The following is an 18,700-nucleotide window of genomic DNA, read 5'->3' as shown; positions in this document are numbered from 1 at the left end:
CCCGGCTTTCTTAGGTCAGAGATACGTCGCTGACACAGGAGGCAACTCATGGCGAACTACGACGATCCGTTCTATCGCAGCCAGGGCATCGACCCAAACCGGGCGCGCGATCCCTACAAAACCTATGAAGGGGGGGCCGGGGCCGGTATTCTTGTTGTCCTGCTCCTGCTCTTCGGCTTCCTCGGCCTGCTTTTCGTATTCGCAGGCGGAGCGCCTGAGGGCGACGAGGCGATGCCAGCCGGCGCACCGGCCGTCGAACAGCCGGCAACGCCCGCGCCTGTCGCGCCCGACGGCACCCTGCAGTGACCTGCGGCGCCCCACGCGGCGCGACCCGGGCTCTGTCCGATTGACTGACCGGTGGCGCGGCATGGCCCGCGCCGCCGACTTGCGCGGGGTCTGTCCATGACCCCCGCCATCCCCCGCCATCTCGCCCATATCTGGGTCGGTGAACGCCCCCCGCCGCTGCACTGGATGCAAAGCTGGCGCGACCATCACCCCGACTGGACCTACACGCTTTACGACAACGCCTATCTGACCGGCCGACGCTGGCGCAACCAGCGGCTGATCGCGGAATATTTCCGCCGCGGGCGGCTCGAAGGCGTGGCCGATTTGATGCGCTACGAGATCTTGTTTGAGCAGGGCGGTTTCATCCCCGGCGCCGATTTCGAAGCCTTGCGCCCCTGTGACCCGATCTTTGCCGAACCCGTCACCTATTCGTGCTACGAGACCCACCCCAAGGGCCGCTGCAAGGTCACGCCCTGGCTTGCGTCCGCCCCCGGCACGCTGACGCTCGCCATGACCATCGACGAGATCCACGAAGCCCATGCCGCCGATCCTGCGACCGCGCAGCAGCCGTGGATTTCAGTGGGCAACCTGTTCTTGCGCGGCTTCATGGAGCGCAACCGCTACACGCTGACCGATTGCCGCATCCTGCCCGCCTATACCTTCATCCCGCGTCACAAGGACGGGCCGCGTTACGACGGGCCGGGGGTGATCTATGCCGAGCACCATTGGGGCACCACCAAGGGCCGCTACGCGCCCGAGGATGCCACGACCGCCATCATGACCCGGCCCGAGGTGCAGGCGGCGCTTGATGCCGCTACCCCTCTGGCGCTGGCCGAGGACCCTGAAAAGGAAGCCACCCCATGCTGACATTCCGCTGCCCCTGTTGCGGCATCGATGCTTGCGAAACCGAGCTTGCCCCGGGGGGCGAGGCGCATCTCAAGCGCTTCGGGCCCGGATCGTCGGACGATGAGTTCGAGGGATATCTGTTCCTGCGCCCCAACGTGCGCGGCGTGCATTTCGAGCGCTGGCGGCATGCCATGGGCTGCGGCAAGTGGTTCCTTGCCGCCCGCTGCACGGCCACGCTCGAGGTATTCGGAACCTATCCCGCGCAGGTTTCCGCGCCACCGCCCGACATCCTCGCCGCCATCCGCGCCAAACGCCCCGACTGGAGCCTGACATGAGCCTGCGTTTGCCCGACGGCGGCCGCCTGATCGACCGCAGCCAAACCGTCAGTTTCACCTTCAACGGCAAGCAGTTGAATGGGCATCCGGGCGATACGTTGGCCTCGGCGCTGATGGGCGCGGGGCGCACCATCCTTGGCCGGTCCTTCAAGTATCACAGGCCGCGCGGGCTTGTGGCGAGCGGGGCGGAGGAGCCGAACGCCCTCGTCAACCTCGGGCAGGGCAAGACGCATGAGCCGAACCAGCGCGCCACCACGACCGAGTTGTTCGACGGGCTGACCGCGACCAGCCAGAACCACTGGCCGAGCCTTGAGTGGGACATCGGCGAGGTGAACGCGCTCATTCCCCGCTTTTTACCCGCAGGCTTCTACTACAAGACCTTCATCCATCCGCGCGCGTTCTGGAAACATGTGTTCGAGCCTTTCATCCGGCAATCCGCGGGCCTTGGCAAAGCGCCCGACCCCAAACAGACCGACCCCGACCGGTATGAGCAGTTCTATGCCCACACTGAGGTTGTGATCGCGGGCGGCGGCATCGCGGGGCTGCAAGCGGCACTCGAGGCCGGGCGCGCGGGTGCGCGCGTGATCTTGTGCGAACAGACCGGCCATTGGGGCGGACGCGCGCCGGTCGACGGGGTGGAGGTCGATGGCAAGCCAGCGGAAGCTTGGATCAACGACGCCGTCCAAGAGCTTGAAGCGATGGAGAATGTCCATCTGCGTCTCCGCACGATGGTGGCAGGCGTCTATGACCATGGCTATGTCATCGCATATGAGCGCGTGTCAGATCACGCGCCCGCATCCGACATCCCACGCCACCGGCTATGGCGCATCCGCACCGCCCGCGTCATCGCAGCGACTGGCGCGCTGGAACGGCCCTTGAGCTTTCCGGGCAACGACAAGCCGGGCGTCATGCTGGCCTCCGCCATGCGCGATTACGTCGTGAATTGGGGTGTTGCGCCCGGTGCGCGGACCGTGGTGGTCACGAACAACGACGACGCCTATCGCACCGCGCTGGCGCTGCTCGACGCGGGTCTCGCCGTGCCCTGCATCGTCGATGCGCGCCCCCGCGCCGAGGGGGCGCTGCCCCAGCAGGCCCGCGCCCGGGGCATCCGTGTGCTGACCGCAACAGGCATCGCCGGGGTCAAGGGCCTGCGCGGTGTCGTCGCCGTGCAGCTTTGCGCGCAGGACGGGCCCGGCACGGTGACCGAGGATGTGGTCTGCGACGCTGTCGCCATGTCGGGCGGCTGGTCGCCGGTCGTCCACCTCTGGTCCCACTGCGGCGGCAAGCTGACTTGGGATCAGGACGGCGCCTTCTTCCGCCCCGATCCCGACCGCCCGCCCACCGACCAGCACGGCGAGGGCTTCGTCGCTTGCGTGGGCGCGGCCGATGGGGCGCTCATCGCTACCAGCACTATGGAGAATGCGTCAATAAAGACCCGCAAGATGCTATCAGAAATAGGAAAAATGGTATCCGGCTCTGTCCCCGCAGTCACCGCCGCGACCGAGGCTCCGATGCGCCCGGTCTGGATGATGCCTGCGACCGCCGGACCCAAGAAGCGCGCCAAGATGTGGCTCGACTTCCAAAACGACGTGAAGGTCTCCGACGTGCAACTCGCCGCCCGCGAGGGCTTTGAGTCCGTCGAACACACCAAGCGCTACACCACGCTCGGCATGGCGACGGATCAGGGCAAGCTGAGCAATATCAATGGCCTTGCCATCCTTGCTCAGGCATTGGATGAGGATATTCCCCGCGTCGGCACCACGACCTTCCGCCCGCCCTACACGCCGATCTCGATGGGCGCCATCGCGGGCGAGGCGCGCGGTACGATCTTCCAGCCGCTCCGCCGCACGCCGATCCAAGGCTGGCACGAGGCCAATGGCGCGCACTTTGAGCCCGTCGGCCACTGGCGGAGGCCCTATTGTTTCCGGCGCAAGGGCGAAAGCCACCGCGCCGCCGTCAACCGCGAGATCACGGCGACGCGGACCTCGCTCGGCCTGCTCGATGCCTCCACTCTGGGCAAGATCGTGGTGAAGGGTCCCGACGCTGGCCGCTTCCTCGACATGCTCTACACCGGTATGATGAGCAGTCTGAAACCGGGCAGATGCCGCTACGGCCTGATGTGCAACGAAAACGGTTTTCTGATGGATGACGGTGTGGTCGCGCGGCTCGATGACGACAGTTTCCTTGTGCACACCACCACAGGCGGGGCCGACCGCATCCATGCCCATATGGAGGATTGGCTTCAGACCGAATGGTGGGATTGGCAGGTCTACACTGCCAACATCACCGAAGCCTTCGCCCAGATCGCCGTCGTCGGCCCCAAGGCGCGGGCGGTTCTAGACAAACTCGGGTCGGATCTCGACTTGTCGAACGCAGCGCTTCCCTTCATGTCCTGGGCCGAGGGCAAGATCGGCGGCTTTGACGCAAGGGTCTTCCGCATTTCGTTTTCCGGCGAACTGTCCTTTGAGGTCGCCGTCCCCGCCAGTCAGGGCCGCGCCTTCTGGGACGCACTCCTCGCCGCCGGGGCCGAGTTCGACGCCACGCCCTACGGCACCGAGGCTTTGCATGTGATGCGGGCCGAAAAGGGCTTCATCATGATCGGGGATGAGACCGACGGCACGGTGATCCCCCAAGATCTCGGCCTCGACTGGGCGATTTCGAAAAAGAAACCGGACTATCTGGGCAAGCGCGCCCAGGAGCGCCCCCACATGACGAGCCCTGACCGCTGGAAGCTGGTGGGGCTGGAAACGCTCGACGGCTCCGTCCTGCCCGATGGCAGCTACGCCGTCGCGCCGGGCACCAACGCCAACGGCCAGCGCAACACCCAAGGGCGCGTCACCTCCACCTATTTCTCGCCCACGATGGGCCGTGGCATCGCCATGGGCCTCGTGCTCCACGGCCCCGACCGCATGGGCGAGGTTCTGGAGTTCAACACCACCAAAGCCAGCCCCAAGGGCGAGACGCCCAAGACCGTCATGGCGCGCATCGTGAGCCCGGTTTTCCACGACCCGGAGGGGGAGAAGCAAAATGTCTGATGCCACTGTCAGTGCACTGAAGGGCGCCGAGGCGCGTGGTCTCGTCACCCTGCGCGACGCGGGCCTGACCGGGATGGTCACACTGCGCGCCGACCTTGCCACGGCCGCGCGCGCCGTGAAACGCGTGACCGGCGCGGACATGCCCGGGCTGCGCCGCATCACCCAAGGGCAGGGGTGCCGCGTGGCGTGGATGTCGCCTGACGAGATTTTGATCCTGTGCGAGCATGCGACCGCCCGCAAGCTCGCCTTCGATTTGACCGAGGCGCTGACCGGCCAGCATCATCTCGCGCTCGACGTCTCGGATGCCCGCGCCATGATGGCACTGACCGGCGAGCCCGGACCCCTGCGCGATGTGCTGGCCAAGATCACGCCCGCCGACATCGCGGCGCTGCCCTTGGGCGAGATGCGCCGCACCCGGCTGCAACAGGTGGCGGGTGCCATCTGGTTCGAGACAGAGACCGAGGCCCGCGTGATCTGTTTTCGATCCGTGGCGACATACGTCTTTGACCTTCTGGCGATGTCGGCGCGCGAGGGGGGCGCGATCGGTTATCACTGAGCCCCGGGAAACCCCGGGGGTTCCCGACAGAAAAGCCCGGGTTTTTCGGGTGCCTGCCAAGGGCCGGGGTTGACGCACCCCCCGTGCGGCCTCCATCTGTCCCTCAACCGACAACCACCAACGAGGGGGGCCCACCATGGCTTTCGAACTTTCCGATCTTCCGTATTCCCATGACGCGCTGGCAGACTTGGGCATGAGCCGCGAGACGCTGGAATACCACCATGACATCCACCACAAGGCCTATGTCGACAACGGCAACAAGCTGATCGCGGGCACCGAGTGGGAAGGCAAGTCGGTTGAGGAGATCATCACCGGCACCTATCAGGCCGGCGCGGTGGCCCAGAACGGCATCTTCAATAACGCGTCCCAGCATTGGAACCACAACCAGTTCTGGGAGATGATGGGCCCCGGCGAGGGTGGCATGCCCAGTGAGCTTGAGGCTGCGATCACCGAGAGCTTTGGCTCGGTCGACAAGTTCAAGGCCGATTTCGCAGCCGCCGGTGCGGGTCAGTTCGGGTCTGGCTGGTGCTGGCTGGTCAAGGACGCCGACGGCGCGCTGAAAGTGACCAAGACCGAGAACGGTGTGAACCCGCTGTGCTTTGGCCAGACGGCCCTTCTGGGCTGCGATGTCTGGGAACATTCCTATTACATCGACTTCCGCAACAAGCGCCCGGCCTATCTGGAGAATTTCCTCACCAAGCTGGTGAACTGGGAAAACGTGGCCGCCCGTCTTTCGGCCTGACACCGGCTTTCGCGCCACAAGACGGCCCGCCCTTTGGCGGGCCGTCGGCGTTTTGGGCGCTTGGTGGCGCGCGCCGGCGACCAGATCGGGGCGATGAACCGGCTGGTCGTCCTGGCGGGCGACGTCGCCGCCTAGCAGGGGGCGAGGCGCGCCATCAGGGCCGGGACATCGGGCACCACCTCGAAGAAGCTGCGCAGCGACGGGTCGGCAAAGCCTTGCGCGATCACATGGTCGATCAGCGCGATCAGCGGTTGCCAGTAGCCTGCGATGTCGAGCAGGTAGATCGGTTTCTCGTGCAATCCGAGCTGTCGCCACGTCAGCACTTCGAACAGCTCGTCAAGGCTGCCCGCGCCGCCCGGCAGGACTGCCACCGCGTCGGCGTTCATGAACATCACCTTCTTGCGCTCATGCATGGTTTCGGTGACCACAAAGGTCGTCAGGTCGCGCTTGCCGACCTCCCATGCAATCAGATGGGCGGGGATGACGCCGAAGGTCTGCCCGCCCGCCGCCTGCGCCGCGCGCGCCACCGCCCCCATCAGCCCGACATCGCCCGCGCCATAGACCAGCCGCAGGCCCGCGCCCGCAAGGCTCAGTCCCAGTTCGGTGGCAGTTTCCATGAAGACAGGATCGCCGCCGGGTCGCGCGCCACAATAGACACAAACAGACAGGCTTTGCATCGGCATCCCTTGCACTTGATCGGCTTTTGTTCCCTGATATGGGCAAAGGCAATCGGCCTCAAGCAGTGCTGCCGCGGCGGCGACGTGCCAAAGGCAAAGACCTTCTTGGCCGGACCTTTCGTGGGGAGGAAGACGGGACCAAATGTCAGACCCGAAGATCACGGAAGCGGCGGGCAGCGTATCCGCGATAACTGGTGCCGCCGTGCTGGGAGGCCTTGCCGTGGCTGCTGCCGTGGCCTTCGTGATCCTGCGCGACGGACCCGAGGCCCCCGGGCCGGTCACGTCTCCCGTGACCGTCGTCGATGCCGGCGCGTCGGACGCGGCCGCCCCTGCAGCCGGAGAGGTCGCCGAACTGCCGGCCCCGGTGGCGACGCCGGAGACACCCCAGACACCCGCCGACCCTGCGACACCCATATCGCCGCGTTTCGATCTGGTGCGCGTCGATGCGGCCGGAAGTGCCGTGATCGCGGGGCAGGCGGCGTCGCTTGCCGAGGTGACGCTGGCGCTTGATGGCGAACCGGTCGAGACGGTGACGGCAGACGCGGCCGGACAGTTCGTGGCGATGCTGGCGCTGGCCCCGTCCGAGCGTCCGCGTCTGCTGAGCCTGCAAGCGGTCCTGCCCGACGGCGCGGCGGTCGGTGGCGATGAGACCGTCTTGATAGCACCCTTCTCGGGCGGGGCCGTGGCAACCGTGACGATCGAGCCCGCGCTGCCCCCCGATCCGCCGCCAGCGACCCGCGCCGATCCGCCGGGTGTGGGCGAGGTCAGCAGCACCGCGCCGCAGCTCGGCCCAATGTCCGGCGATGCAGACCCCGCCGCCGCGCAGGCCTCGGTGCTGGCCGATGCCGCGCCCGACAGCGCACCGGATCCGCAGACCGCCCCCGCGGCCACACCCCAGGCGCAGGTGGCACAAAACAGCGTCGCCCCCGTCGCTGCCCCAGAGCCTGCCGTGGGCGGCGCGGCGCTGACAGCGGGCGCTGCCGCGCCCGGAGCACAGGCGTCCGCCCCTCAGGCACCCGCGATCTTGCTGGCGGACCGCGATGGCGTGCGGGTTTTGCAGTCATTCGGCGCGCCGCCGATGGCGATGACCGAGTTGCGGCTCGACGCCATAACCTATGACGTCACGGGCGAGGTGACACTGGCCGGGCGCGGGCCTGCCGAGGCGACGGTGCGGGTGACGCTGAACAACCAGCCGATCAATCTGGGCGAGATCGGTCCGGGCGGGCAATGGAGCCTCGATCTGCCCGATGTCGATCCCGGCACCTACACGCTGCGCCTCGATCAGGTGGCCCCCGATGGGACGGTGACGCGCGGCCCCGAGACCCCTTTCTTGCGCGAGGACCCGGCCCGCATCCGCGCCAACCCGATGCTGGTCGACCCCGGCGCCTCAGTGATCACGGTGCAGCGCGGCTTCACGCTGTGGGGCATTGCCGAGGCGAATTTTGGCGATGGCATCCGCTACGTCCAGATCTTCGAGGAAAACCGCGACCGCATCCGCAACCCTGACCTGATCTTTCCGGGCCAGATCTTCGCGCTGCCCGACCTGCCGCGCAGCGGCACGGTTCCCTAGACGGGGTGCGGTCTGGCCATTTCCGTGCGGCGGGCCTAGGTAGGGATCCAGACGCCCGCCAGGATACTTCCCATGCCAGCCGATACCCAGATTGCCGCAGGCCCCACGCCGCAAGCTACAGCGCCGGGCGCGCCCGACGATCCCGTCTTGTCGGCGGAACGCCGCTCGGGCCTGCGCACGATCCGCAGGGTCGCGCCCTATCTCTGGCCCGCCGACAAGCCATGGGTGAAACAACGCGTCATGGCCGCGCTGGCCTTCTTGATGCTGGCCAAGCTGGTGTCGATCGGCACGCCTTTCCTTTATAAATTCGCCGTTGACGCGCTGACCGGCGAGGGAGTCAGCCCCGCCTTCCTGCTGGGCGCGGGTGCTGTCGGGATCACGGTGGCCTATGGGATCGCGCGCGCGGCCAATATCGGCTTTCAGCAATTGCGCGACGCGGTCTTTGCGCGCGTGGCCCAAAGGGCGCTGCGGCAACTGGCGCTGGAGACCTTTCGGCATATCCACGCCTTGTCGTTGCGGTATCACATCACGCGCAAGACCGGCGGGCTGAGCCGGATCATCGAACGCGGGGTCAAGGGCGTCGATTTCTTGCTGCGATTCTTGCTGTTCTCGGTCGGCCCGCTGATCATCGAACTGATCCTGACAGCCCTTGTTCTTGGGGCCTATTTCGACCTGAGCTACCTTGCGGTGCTGGTTGTCACCATCGGCCTTTACATCTGGTTCACCTTCACGGTGACCGAATGGCGGGTGAAGATCCGGCGCGAGATGAACCTGCAAGACACCGATGCCAACCAAAAGGCCGTCGACAGCTTGCTGAATTTCGAGACGGTCAAGTATTTCGGCGCCGAGGCGCACGAGGCCGACCGCTATGACCGCGCGATGGAGGGCTATGAGAAGGCCTCGATCAAGACAGCGACTTCGCTGGCCTTTTTGAACTTCGGTCAGGCGCTGATCATCACGACGGGCCTTGTGCTGGTGATGGTGATGGCGGCGCTTGGCGTGCAGCGGGGTGATCTGACGGTGGGCGATTTCGTGATGGTCAACGCCTTCATGATCCAGATCACCATCCCGCTGAACTTTCTGGGCACCGTCTACCGCGAGATCCGGCAGGCGCTGGTCGACATGGGCGAGATGTTCGACCTTTTGGAGCAACCGAAAGAGGTTGCCGACAAACCCGGCGCGAAGCCTTTGCGCGTTACGGGCGGTGAGGTCGTGTTCGAGGACGTCCGCTTTGCCTATGATCCCAACCGCAAGATCCTGAAGGGGCTCGATTTCACCTTGAAACCGGGGGAAACCGTCGCGCTGGTCGGCCCCTCGGGGTCTGGCAAATCGACCATCGGGCGGCTCTTGTTCCGGTTCTATGACGTGACCGGCGGGGCGATCCGTATCGACGGGCAGGATCTGCGCGACGTGACGCAAGCAAGTCTGCATGACGCCATCGGCGTGGTGCCGCAAGACACGGTTCTTTTCAACGATACGATCGGCTACAACATCGGCTATGGCCGCGCGGGCGCCACGCAAGAAGAGATCGTGGCCGCCGCACGCGCCGCGCGCATCCATGATTTCATCGAGGCGCTGCCAGATGGCTACGAGACCACCGTGGGCGAGCGGGGCCTGAAACTGTCGGGCGGCGAGAAGCAGCGCGTGGGCATCGCGCGCACGCTCTTGAAGGACCCGCCGATCTTGCTCTTGGATGAGGCGACATCGGCCCTCGATACCGAGACCGAGCGCGACATCCAGCATGAGCTGAAGATGATGGGGCAGGGGCGGTCGGTCATCACCATCGCACACCGGCTGTCGACGGTGGTGGATGCCGACCAGATCATCGTGCTGGAGGCCGGCGAGATCGTGGAGCGTGGCACCCATGACGCGCTGATCGCGGCGGGCGGGCGCTATGCCTCCATGTGGGCGCGGCAGATGTCGGGCGAGGAGGACGAGGCGTGACAGCCCCCGGCCGCGTGCCCTCGGGCAGGCTGTGCTTGCATATTTTTGGAAAGATGAAGGGGCCGGGGGGCTGGGCCTCCGACCGGCGTGGTGGATTGACCTGTGCCGGGGCGGCGTGTCACTCAGGCGGGGACGCGGCCGAAGGGACGAACGGTTCATGAAGGTCATCATCTGCGGCGCGGGCCAGGTCGGCTGGCAGATCGCGCGCCATCTGTCGGGCGAGAACAACGATGTGACGGTGGTCGACAACAACCCCGACCTCGTGCGCCGCGCCACCGACACGCTGGATGTGCAGGGGCTGACGGGCTTTGCCTCTTACCCGGACGTGCTGGAAAAGGCGGGCGCGCGCGATGCCGACATGATCATTGCCGCGACCTTTTCGGACGAGGTGAACATGGTCACCTGTCAGGTCGCCCATTCCGTCTTTGCCGTGCCGCGCAAGATCGCGCGGCTGCGCGCGCGCAGCTATCTCGATGCGATCTATTCCGACCTCTACCGCCGCGACCACCTGCCCATCGACGTGGTGATCTCGCCCGAGGAGGAGGTGGCGCAGGCGGCATTGGCGCGCATCCGCTCGCCCTCCACCTTCGACACCGAAAGCTTCCTGTCGGGTGATGCGCGGATGCTGGGCATCCAGCTGGATGCAGACTGTCCTGTGCTGGAGACGCCGCTGCGGCAATTGTCGGAACTGTTCTCGACCTTGCGCGCCATCGTGGTGGGGGTGCGCCGCAAGGGCACGCTGTTTGCGCCCGAGCCGGGCGATCAGCTGTTTGCGGGCGACCAGATCTATGTCTTCACCCACACCCAAGACGCGGGCCGCACGCTGGAGATTTTTGGCAAGACCGCCAAGCGCCCCGAGCGGGTGCTGATCATCGGCGGCGGCAATGTGGGCCTCAACGTGGCGCGCGCGCTGGAACAGGGTGCCGACCGGGTGCGCACGCGGGTAATCGAGAAATCCCGCGCCCGCGCCGAGGTGGCCGCCGATGCGCTGGAGCGCACCATCGTGTTGAACGGTGACGGGCTCGACATGGATATCTTGCGTGAGGCGGGGATCGACCGGGTCGATGCGGTGTTGTGCGTGACCGATGATGACAAGACGAACCTGCTGACCTCGGTCCGGGCGAAATCGGCCGGTGCCGGGCTGGCCATCGCGCTGGTCAATGACCCCTCTCTGTTGCCGATGATGGGCCCCCTCGGGATCGACGCGCATATCAACCCGCGCGCCTCGACCGTCAGTTCGATCCTGCGCCATATCCGGCACGGGCGGGTGCGCGGCGTCTATTCCATCGGCGATGCCGAGGCAGAGGTGATCGAGGCGCAGGTTCTGTCGACCTCGTCCATCGCCGGGCGCCAGATCCGCGACATCGATTTTCCCGAAGGCGCGCTGGTGGCCGCCGTGCAGAAGGGCGGCAAGGTCGTGCGGCCCAGCGGAACCTTGCGGCTTGAGGAAGGCGACAGCATCGTGATCTTCGCGCTGGCCGCCGATGTGCCCGCGGTCGAGACCTTGCTGCAGGTCTCGATCGATTTCTTCTGAGCCGATGGCCGGGTATTTCCGCAATCTTCCGTTCTTCGTGGTGCTGCTCTTCACCGCCGCCGGCGCGATGCTGGTCCCGTCGGTCTACGGGCTTGCGGTGCGCGATCACGACACGGCGCGGGTGTTTTTCTATACCGGGCTTTTGGTGGCGGTCGTGGCAGTATTGCTGGGCTTTGCAACGCAGGCGCGGCGGCGCACGGACACCGACCAGAAATACCTGATCTCGCTTCTGTTGTCTTATCTCTGGCTGCCGGTCGTCCTTGGCCTTCCGATGTTCGAGGCGGTGGGATTTGCGCGTGCGATCAACGTCTATTTCGACATGGTCTCGGCGCTGACCACCACTGGCGCGCCGGTGTTCGAGCCTGCGCGGCTGGCCGACACCGTGCATCTGTGGCGCGCGACAGTGGGCTGGTTCGGCGGCATCTTGATCTGGATCACCGCCATGGCGGTGCTGGCGCCCTTGAACCTTGGCGGGTTCGAGGTGACGTCGGAGGCCAACAATCCCGGACAGCGTATGCCGCAGTCGGGCCAGATGCGCGCGGCCGCCCCCGCCGACCGGTTGCGTCGGCATGCGGCGATGCTGGCGCCCGTCTATCTGGGCCTGACGGCGACGCTGGCGCTGGCGCTGGTGCTGGCGGGGGAGCGGCCGCTGAATGCGGTCATCCATGCGATGTCGACGCTGTCCACCTCGGGGATCACGGCGGCGGGGGGCCTCAAGGATGCGGGCGCAGGGTTTGCAGGCGAGGTTCTGATCGCGCTGTTTCTGGTTTTCGCGCTGACACGGCGCAGCTTTACCTCGGGTGTCAGCCGCGCGGCGGTCGAAAGGGTGGTGCGCGACCGCGAGGTGCGGCTTGCGCTGCTCACGGTCGTGGTGCTGACGACCGTGTTGTTCGCGCGCCACTGGCTGGGTGCCTATGAGGTCGATGAACTGGCCGATGCGGGAGGGGCGTTGGCAGCACTTTGGGGGGCGGCCTTCACCATGCTGTCTTTCCTGACCACCGCCGGTTTCGTGTCGGAAAGCTGGGCCGGGGCGCAAAGCTGGTCGGGGCTGGAGACATCTGGCCTGATTCTGGTGGGTGTGGCGATCATGGGGGGCGGGGTGGCGACCACGGCGGGCGGGCTGAAGCTGCTGAGGGTTTACGCGCTCTACAAGCATGGTGCGCGCGAGATCGAGCGGCTGGTCCATCCCCATTCGGTTGCCGGTGCCGGACGGCTGGGGCGGCGCATCCGGCGCGAGGGGGCTTTTGTGGCCTGGATCTTCTTCATGCTGTTTCTGACCTCGGTCGCGGCGGTGATGCTGGCGCTGACTGCCGCAGGCCTACCGTTCGAGCAGGCCTTGATGCTGGCCATAGCCGCGCTTTCGACTTGCGGGCCGCTGGCCAGCGTCGCGGGGACCGATCCGGTGATCTATCTGGCGCTGGGAGACGGGGCCAAGCTGATCCTTGCCGCCGCGATGATTGTGGGGCGGATGGAAACGCTGGTTTTCATAGCCGTGTTCAATCCGACCTTCTGGCGCAGTTAGGGCTTATCGCCCAATCTGGCGTCGGGGGCTTGATCTTTGCTCGCAAATATCGGCACACAATAGGCGTTCGCCCCGGAACGATCACTCGAGACTTGCCCAACCACCGGCAGCCCGACCTCAAGAAGGCACCAAAGACATGGCCGAAAACAAGCAAAACCTGCAAGACGCGTTCCTGAACCACGTCCGCAAGACCAAGGTTCCCGTGACGATCTTCCTGATCAACGGGGTGAAGTTGCAAGGTGTGATCACCTGGTTCGACAATTTCTGCGTACTCTTGCGCCGGGACGGGCAAAGCCAGCTGGTCTACAAGCACGCGATCTCGACCGTGATGCCGGCGCAGCCGATCAACCTTTATGACGGAGAAGAGTGACGTCCTCGTCCTCCTCTGACCACGACAGCTTGGCGACGGACAAGGGGCCGATGCGGGCGCTTGTCGTGCATCCCGACATCAAGGCCGACCGGGCGCGGCGCGAGCCCGGCCCCGCGCTTGAGGAAGCCGTGGCCTTGGCGGCCGCCTTGCCTGATCTGGAGGTCGCAGACGCGCTGATCGTGGGCCTTCCCAAGGCGCAGCCCGGTCTGTTGTTCGGCACCGGCAAGATCGCGGAACTCAAGGACCGGATCAAGGCGCAAGATATCGGCCTTGTCTTGATCGACGGGCCGGTGACGCCGGTGCAGCAGCGCAATCTGGAAAAGGAATGGGGCGTCAAGCTTCTGGACCGGACCGGCCTGATCCTCGAGATCTTCGCCGACCGCGCCGCGACGCGCGAGGGCGTGTTGCAGGTGGAACTGGCGGCGCTGTCCTATCAGCGAACCCGGCTGGTGCGCGCCTGGACCCACCTGGAACGGCAGCGCGGCGGGCTTGGCTTTGTCGGCGGCCCCGGCGAGACCCAGATCGAGGCCGACCGGCGCGCCATCGACGAGGCGGTTGTGCGCATCCGCCGCCAATTGGCCCGCGTGGTCAAGACGCGCGCGCTGCATCGCAAGGCGCGCAAGAAGATCCCCTATCCGATCGTTGCGCTGGTGGGCTACACCAACGCCGGGAAATCCACGCTGTTCAACCACCTGACAGGCGCCGAGGTTTTGGCCAAGGACATGCTGTTCGCAACGCTCGATCCCACGATGCGCGCGGTCAGCCTGCCCGACGGGACCGATGTGATCTTGTCCGACACCGTGGGCTTCATCAGCGATCTGCCGACGCAGCTGGTCGCGGCCTTCCGCGCGACGCTGGAGGAGGTGCTGGACGCCGACCTGATCGTGCATGTGCGCGACATCAGCCATCCCAAGACGGAAGAGCAGGCCGGCGATGTCGTGAAGATCCTGCGCGATCTGGGTGTGGCAGAGACCGCGCCGCTGATCGAGGTCTGGAACAAGATGGACCGGGTGCCGCCCGAGACCGCCGAGGCGCTGCGCACTATGGCAGAGCGTCGCGAGGGGGTCTTTGCCGTCTCGGCGCTGACGGGCGAGGGGTTGCCTGCGATGCTCGCCGCCGTGGCGCAGACGCTGGCCCCGCCGCGCCATGTCTCGCAGGTGGCGCTGGCCCATTCGGATGGCAAGCGCCGGGCGTGGCTCTTCGGTCAGGGCGTGGTCGAGGGCGAGGAGCCGGGCGAGACGGAAACCGTTTTGCGCGTGCTCTGGACCGACCGGCAGGAACAGGCGTTCCGGCGGTTGTGAGCCAAAGAAAAACCCCCGCGCCACGGCACGGGGGTTTGTCGTGACGTCTTGTCCTTGGTCAGAAGCGGTAGCCGAACCGGATCGATGCGCTGAGCGCTGTGTTGTCGGTGAAGCTTGCCACCGGCTGCAACGGACCAAAGGCGGTCTGGGCGTCCCCGATCCAGCTGTATTGCAGGCCGCCTGAAATCACGATCGGGCCATTGGTATAGCGGGCTCCCAGCGACAATGCCGTGCGCCCGTCGGTCGGGCCGAGGTTGCCAACGAATCCACCGTTGCCCTCTTCGTAAAGGAGCGAGCCGAGGACGGTCCAGTTGTCGTTCAGCACGCGGGCCCCGCCCAGCGTGTAGGTGATGCTGTCGCCGCGATAGAAGGCGAGGTCACCGCCGACGCCGCCACCTGCGGCTGGATAGAAGTTCGGGGTGATCGTGAACTCGCTCCAGTCAACCCAGCGGACCGAGCCGAAGACCAGCGTACCCTCGGCAACGCCCGTTTGCGCCTCGAGCAAGACGGAGTCCGGCAGCGTTATGCCGAAGCTAGATGGCACCGCACCAGCGGCCAGCGCCGATGCCGGAATGCCGGCTGCCCCCACCAGCGCCTCTCGCGAGGTGAGGTCGAGGTCGATCTCGCTGAAATAGGTCAGGGCCACACGCAGCGCGATGTCGGGGATTTCGTAGGCTGCGCCCAACATGTAGCCGAAGCCGGTATCGCTTTGCGCGTCGTCGAGCAGGTAGGAAAACGACGTCGTTGTCACATAGGCATCGCCGGAAACGCGCGCGGCGCGCAGGCCACCGAAAACGGATATGTTGTCCGTCAACTCATAACGCAGCGCGGCTGTGACCTGTTGCGACCGCAGCTCGGCCTCTGATCCCGCGAACACGTAGGGGCCGGGAGCGTAAGCGACATCGGCGCCGACCGGCGCATCATAGACGAGCGCGGCGGTCAACCGATCATTGATCGCCGTGGCAAAGCTCAGCGTGGCAAAGCCATAGGACGGTGCGACGCCGCCGCTCGGCGTGCCTGCGAGCGAGGTCGCACTGGCAGTGGCCTGCTGAACGCCGGACACGTCGGGGCTGACGAAGCTGTAGCCCAACTCGACATAGGTGCCTTGCTCGAACAGGATCGCTGTCGTGAAGGCGTTGCGTTCGATGCCACCGGCCTGCGCAAGCGCCGTGCTGGCCAGAAGCGCTGCGGATGCGGCTGTGAAACGGTTCATGGTGTCCTCCCCGACATTGTTCCGAATGTCTCTCCTGAGGGTTGATAAGCGGTGAACGGTCAGACCGGGTCAATTCTTCCGCTGCGTCAGGGTTTGCGATGTCACATTCCCCCAACGGGAATGTGTCAGATTTGCTACAGTGCCTGCGGGCTCTGGCGGCTCACGCGCTGGCTGGTCAGGATGTTGAGGTAGTTCGCGCCAAAGATCACGATGGCCCCCACGACAACGCCCCACTGCAGCGCCTCGGCGTAAAACAGCATGCCAACCACCGCGATGGCGGGCAGGCGGGCGAAATCCATCGGCATCACCACCGAGGCAGGGGCGATGCTGAGCGCGTTGGTCAGGCAAAAATGCGCCGTCAGCCCGCCCAGCCCGATCACCGCGATCCATGGCAGCATGGCGACCGAGGGCACGGCCATGTCGCCATCCCACAGGCAGGCGATCAACCCGATCACCAGCTGCATCGCGGTCAGCCAGAACAAGATGCAGGTGATGCTTTCGGTCCGCGTCAGCCGCTTGGTCAGGATCGCCGTAGTGGCAAAGAACACCGCCGCCGTGGCCGCCGCAACCATGCCCATGCTCACGGGCTGCGCGCCGGGCTGGACCACGATCAGAACGCCGGCAAAGCCCATCACACCCGCCAGCACCTTCCAGCCGGTCAGCCGCTCACCCAAAAACAGCGCTGCAAAGATCATCGTCCAGAGCGGCGAGGTGAATTCCAGCGCAAAGACCAGTGCAAGGGGGGCTACCGTGATGGCGTAGAACCACAGGTTCTGGCCGGTGAAATGCGAAAGATTGCGCAAGAACTGCACACCCAGATGGCGCGTCGTGACCTGTCGCAGCGTGCCCGCCCAACTGGCCACCGCCAGTACGACCACCAGCCCGATCATCGAGCGGTAGGTCATCATCTCGAAGGTGTCGAGTTCCAGTGACGCCGCGCGGCCCGCCACCGCCATGGCCGAAAAGGCGACGATGGCACCCAGCATCCAGACTGCCGCGCGCAGTGGCTGCGCTGGCGTGGCGGCCCCGGGCGCTTCGGCGGTCTGGCGCATCATGTGATCTCCCCGGCGCGGGCCCGCACGGGGCCATGGCGCAGGACATGGCGCGTTGTGCGACCGGGGGCAAGTCCGCGCGCGCCTGTCGTGCCATGAGACAGGGCCGCACCATCAGGCGCGGCCCTGTTCCGAAGCCGTTTGCGGTCGCGTCAGAAACGGAGGCCGAAGCGAAGGGTCAGCGTGTCCACATCCCCTTCGTAGGTGAATGCGCCAAGGGTGCCGTCCATGTCGCGGGCGGTGTAGTCGACCCCGACGAAGAAGGCGTCGGTCACGTTGAATTCGGCCCCGAGGCCGAAGTTGAACCCGTCGATGTCAAATGCACCGGCGGGCGCCGTGGCGTCGCCCATGGAGTAGCCGACCGCACCGTAGAACAACGCCCGGTCGGCAGCGAACCCCAGCCGCGCCCGCAGGTCGAGAACGTTATCCACCTCGAAGGGCAGCCCTGCGGCGGTCGCAAAATCGTTGAAACTCAGGTAACGGATTTCGCCGCCGAAAAGCAGGTTGCCGCTTTGCCAGTTGTAGCCTGCGAAGACACCCAAGGCGTCGCCATCTTCCATTGCAAGGGCAAGCGGCGTTGTCAGGCCAGTCTGGGCCCAGTCTCCGCGCACCCGACCGTATTCAAGGCCGATGTAGGCGCAGTCAAAAGCTGCCGTACACCGCTCTTCGGTGATGATGAGGGGCGGCGGCGGCGGCAGGGCCTGACCGCCCTCGGCCAGCGCGGCACTGGCGCCGACGATCATGGAACAGGTGCCGATGAGAGTGCTGCGGAACATCACGGTGTCCTCCTGGACTCAAAATGACTATCCACAGCATAAGGCAAGGCTCCGGTTTTCCGCACAGGATTTAGGCAAGTGCGACTCTTTTGTTGCAGTATCGCAACGACTTTGCTTCAGAGACCCGCCGCTTTAGCGGCATCCCAAAGTGCGTCCATTTCCGCCAAGTCGCTGTCCTGCGCGCGCTTTCCGCGCGCGGCAAGCTCTGCCTCGATGAAGGCGAAGCGGCGGGTGAATTTCGCGTTGGCCCGGCGCAGGGCGGTTTCCGGGTCGACCTTCAGGTGCCGGGCGAGGTTGGCCATGACGAACAGGAGATCGCCCATCTCCTCCTCGATCTTGTCTTGCGGCAGGGTGGCGCGCGCCTCGGCCAGCTCGCGCGCTTCCTCGGCGATCTTGTCGAGGACAGGGTCGATCTCTGGCCAGTCGAAGCCGACCCGCGCGGCGCGTTTTTGCAGCTTTTCGGCCCGCATCAGGGCGGGCAGGCCAAGCGCCACATCGTCCAGCACACCGCCACGGGCGCGGGCCGCGCGCTCGGCCGCCTTGACCGTTTCCCAGTCCTGGACCTGCTGCTCGGCGGTCTTGGCGTTGCTTTGCTCACCGAAGACATGGGGATGGCGGGCAATCATCTTGTTTGCGATGGCTGCGGCTACATCGTCGAGATCGAAGAGGCCCGCCTCCTCGGCCATGCGGGCGTGGAACACCGACTGGAACAGCAGATCGCCCAATTCACCCTTCAACTCGGCCCAGTCCTGCCGTTCGATCGCGTCAGCGACCTCGTAGGCCTCCTCGATCGTGTAGGGCGCGATGGTGGCGAAGCTCTGATCCACGTCCCAGGGGCAGCCTGTGACGGGGTCGCGCAAGGCTGCCATGATGGCACGCAGGCGTTCGAGCGGGGGCAGGGTGGCAAGGTCGTCCATTGCGAGGGCCGGGGATTTGGGTCAG

The 18,700-nt window shown here is 65.9% G+C and carries 17 protein-coding genes; 12 read left to right on the top strand and 5 right to left on the bottom strand.

The window, feature by feature from the left end:
• Positions 1-48: 48 nt before the first annotated feature.
• The 6 genes from C7455_RS03310 (at position 49) to C7455_RS03285 (ending at position 5,799) form a co-directional block, all read left to right on the top strand.
• Positions 49-306 (top strand): hypothetical protein, encoded by a 258-nt coding sequence (locus C7455_RS03310; protein ID WP_109665373.1) that lies wholly within the window; start codon positions 49-51, stop codon positions 304-306.
• A gap of 96 nt (positions 307-402) precedes the next feature.
• A complete protein-coding gene (locus tag C7455_RS03305; protein WP_109665372.1) occupies positions 403-1,152 on the top strand; it encodes a glycosyltransferase family 32 protein in 750 nt (249 codons plus the stop codon).
• On the top strand, positions 1,146-1,466 hold the full coding sequence (locus tag C7455_RS03300; protein ID WP_109665370.1) for a sarcosine oxidase subunit delta: 321 nt from the start codon (positions 1,146-1,148) through the stop codon (positions 1,464-1,466). The genes C7455_RS03305 and C7455_RS03300 overlap by 7 nt, the downstream gene beginning before the upstream one ends.
• Positions 1,463-4,501 carry a sarcosine oxidase subunit alpha family protein gene (locus C7455_RS03295; protein ID WP_109665369.1) on the top strand — a complete coding sequence of 1,013 codons (3,039 nt, stop codon included), beginning with the start codon at positions 1,463-1,465 and terminating at the stop codon, positions 4,499-4,501. The genes C7455_RS03300 and C7455_RS03295 overlap by 4 nt, the downstream gene beginning before the upstream one ends.
• Entirely contained in the window at positions 4,494-5,057 is a 564-nt protein-coding gene (locus C7455_RS03290; protein ID WP_109665367.1) for a sarcosine oxidase subunit gamma, read from the top strand. The genes C7455_RS03295 and C7455_RS03290 overlap by 8 nt, the downstream gene beginning before the upstream one ends.
• 136 nt (positions 5,058-5,193) lie before the next feature.
• Positions 5,194-5,799 carry a superoxide dismutase gene (locus C7455_RS03285; RefSeq protein ID WP_109665366.1) on the top strand — a complete coding sequence of 202 codons (606 nt, stop codon included), beginning with the start codon at positions 5,194-5,196 and terminating at the stop codon, positions 5,797-5,799.
• A 131-nt stretch (positions 5,800-5,930) separates the two neighbouring features.
• Here C7455_RS03285 and C7455_RS03280 read toward each other — a convergent pair whose 3' ends face one another.
• The gene (locus C7455_RS03280; protein WP_109665364.1) at positions 5,931-6,476 is read right to left on the bottom strand and encodes an LOG family protein; all 546 of its coding nucleotides are present in this window, start codon (positions 6,474-6,476) and stop codon (positions 5,931-5,933) included.
• Positions 6,477-6,618: 142 nt separating this feature from the next.
• Between C7455_RS03280 and C7455_RS03275 the strand changes: the two genes are divergently transcribed.
• From C7455_RS03275 to hflX, 6 genes are all read left to right on the top strand, one after another.
• The gene (locus tag C7455_RS03275; protein WP_109665363.1) at positions 6,619-8,046 is read left to right on the top strand and encodes a LysM peptidoglycan-binding domain-containing protein; all 1,428 of its coding nucleotides are present in this window, start codon (positions 6,619-6,621) and stop codon (positions 8,044-8,046) included.
• 72 nt (positions 8,047-8,118) lie between these two features.
• Positions 8,119-9,990 carry an ABCB family ABC transporter ATP-binding protein/permease gene (locus C7455_RS03270; protein WP_109665361.1) on the top strand — a complete coding sequence of 624 codons (1,872 nt, stop codon included), beginning with the start codon at positions 8,119-8,121 and terminating at the stop codon, positions 9,988-9,990.
• 157 nt (positions 9,991-10,147) lie between these two features.
• Entirely contained in the window at positions 10,148-11,524 is a 1,377-nt protein-coding gene (gene trkA / locus C7455_RS03265) for a Trk system potassium transporter TrkA (RefSeq protein ID WP_109665360.1), read from the top strand.
• Positions 11,525-11,528: 4 nt separating this feature from the next.
• The gene (locus C7455_RS03260; RefSeq protein ID WP_109665358.1) at positions 11,529-13,046 is read left to right on the top strand and encodes a potassium transporter TrkG; all 1,518 of its coding nucleotides are present in this window, start codon (positions 11,529-11,531) and stop codon (positions 13,044-13,046) included.
• A gap of 136 nt (positions 13,047-13,182) precedes the next feature.
• Positions 13,183-13,416 carry an RNA chaperone Hfq gene (gene hfq / locus C7455_RS03255; protein ID WP_025312876.1) on the top strand — a complete coding sequence of 78 codons (234 nt, stop codon included), beginning with the start codon at positions 13,183-13,185 and terminating at the stop codon, positions 13,414-13,416.
• 50 nt (positions 13,417-13,466) lie between these two features.
• Positions 13,467-14,717, top strand: a complete 1,251-nt coding sequence (gene hflX, locus C7455_RS03250; protein ID WP_109665357.1) for a GTPase HflX — start codon at positions 13,467-13,469, stop codon at positions 14,715-14,717.
• A gap of 58 nt (positions 14,718-14,775) precedes the next feature.
• Here hflX and C7455_RS03245 read toward each other — a convergent pair whose 3' ends face one another.
• The 4 genes from C7455_RS03245 to mazG form a co-directional block, all read right to left on the bottom strand.
• Positions 14,776-15,930, bottom strand: coding sequence for an OmpP1/FadL family transporter (locus C7455_RS03245; RefSeq protein ID WP_109665355.1), 1,155 nt, complete (start codon positions 15,928-15,930; stop codon positions 14,776-14,778).
• Positions 15,931-16,064: 134 nt separating this feature from the next.
• Positions 16,065-16,982, bottom strand: a complete 918-nt coding sequence (locus C7455_RS03240) for a DMT family transporter (RefSeq protein WP_109666133.1) — start codon at positions 16,980-16,982, stop codon at positions 16,065-16,067.
• Between the two features lie 152 nt (positions 16,983-17,134).
• Complete coding sequence (locus C7455_RS03235) at positions 17,135-17,758, bottom strand: outer membrane protein (protein ID WP_109665354.1); 624 nt, start codon at positions 17,756-17,758, stop codon at positions 17,135-17,137.
• 116 nt (positions 17,759-17,874) lie between these two features.
• Entirely contained in the window at positions 17,875-18,675 is an 801-nt protein-coding gene (mazG, locus tag C7455_RS03230) for a nucleoside triphosphate pyrophosphohydrolase (RefSeq protein WP_109665352.1), read from the bottom strand.
• Between the last annotated feature and the right edge of the window lie 25 nt (positions 18,676-18,700).

This window comes from Roseicyclus mahoneyensis (assembly GCF_003148775.1).
Taxonomy (GTDB): Bacteria; Pseudomonadota; Alphaproteobacteria; order Rhodobacterales; family Rhodobacteraceae; genus Roseicyclus; species Roseicyclus mahoneyensis.
The sequence above is the reverse complement of the archived record's forward strand: the minus strand, read 5'-3'. Positions and strand labels throughout refer to the sequence as shown.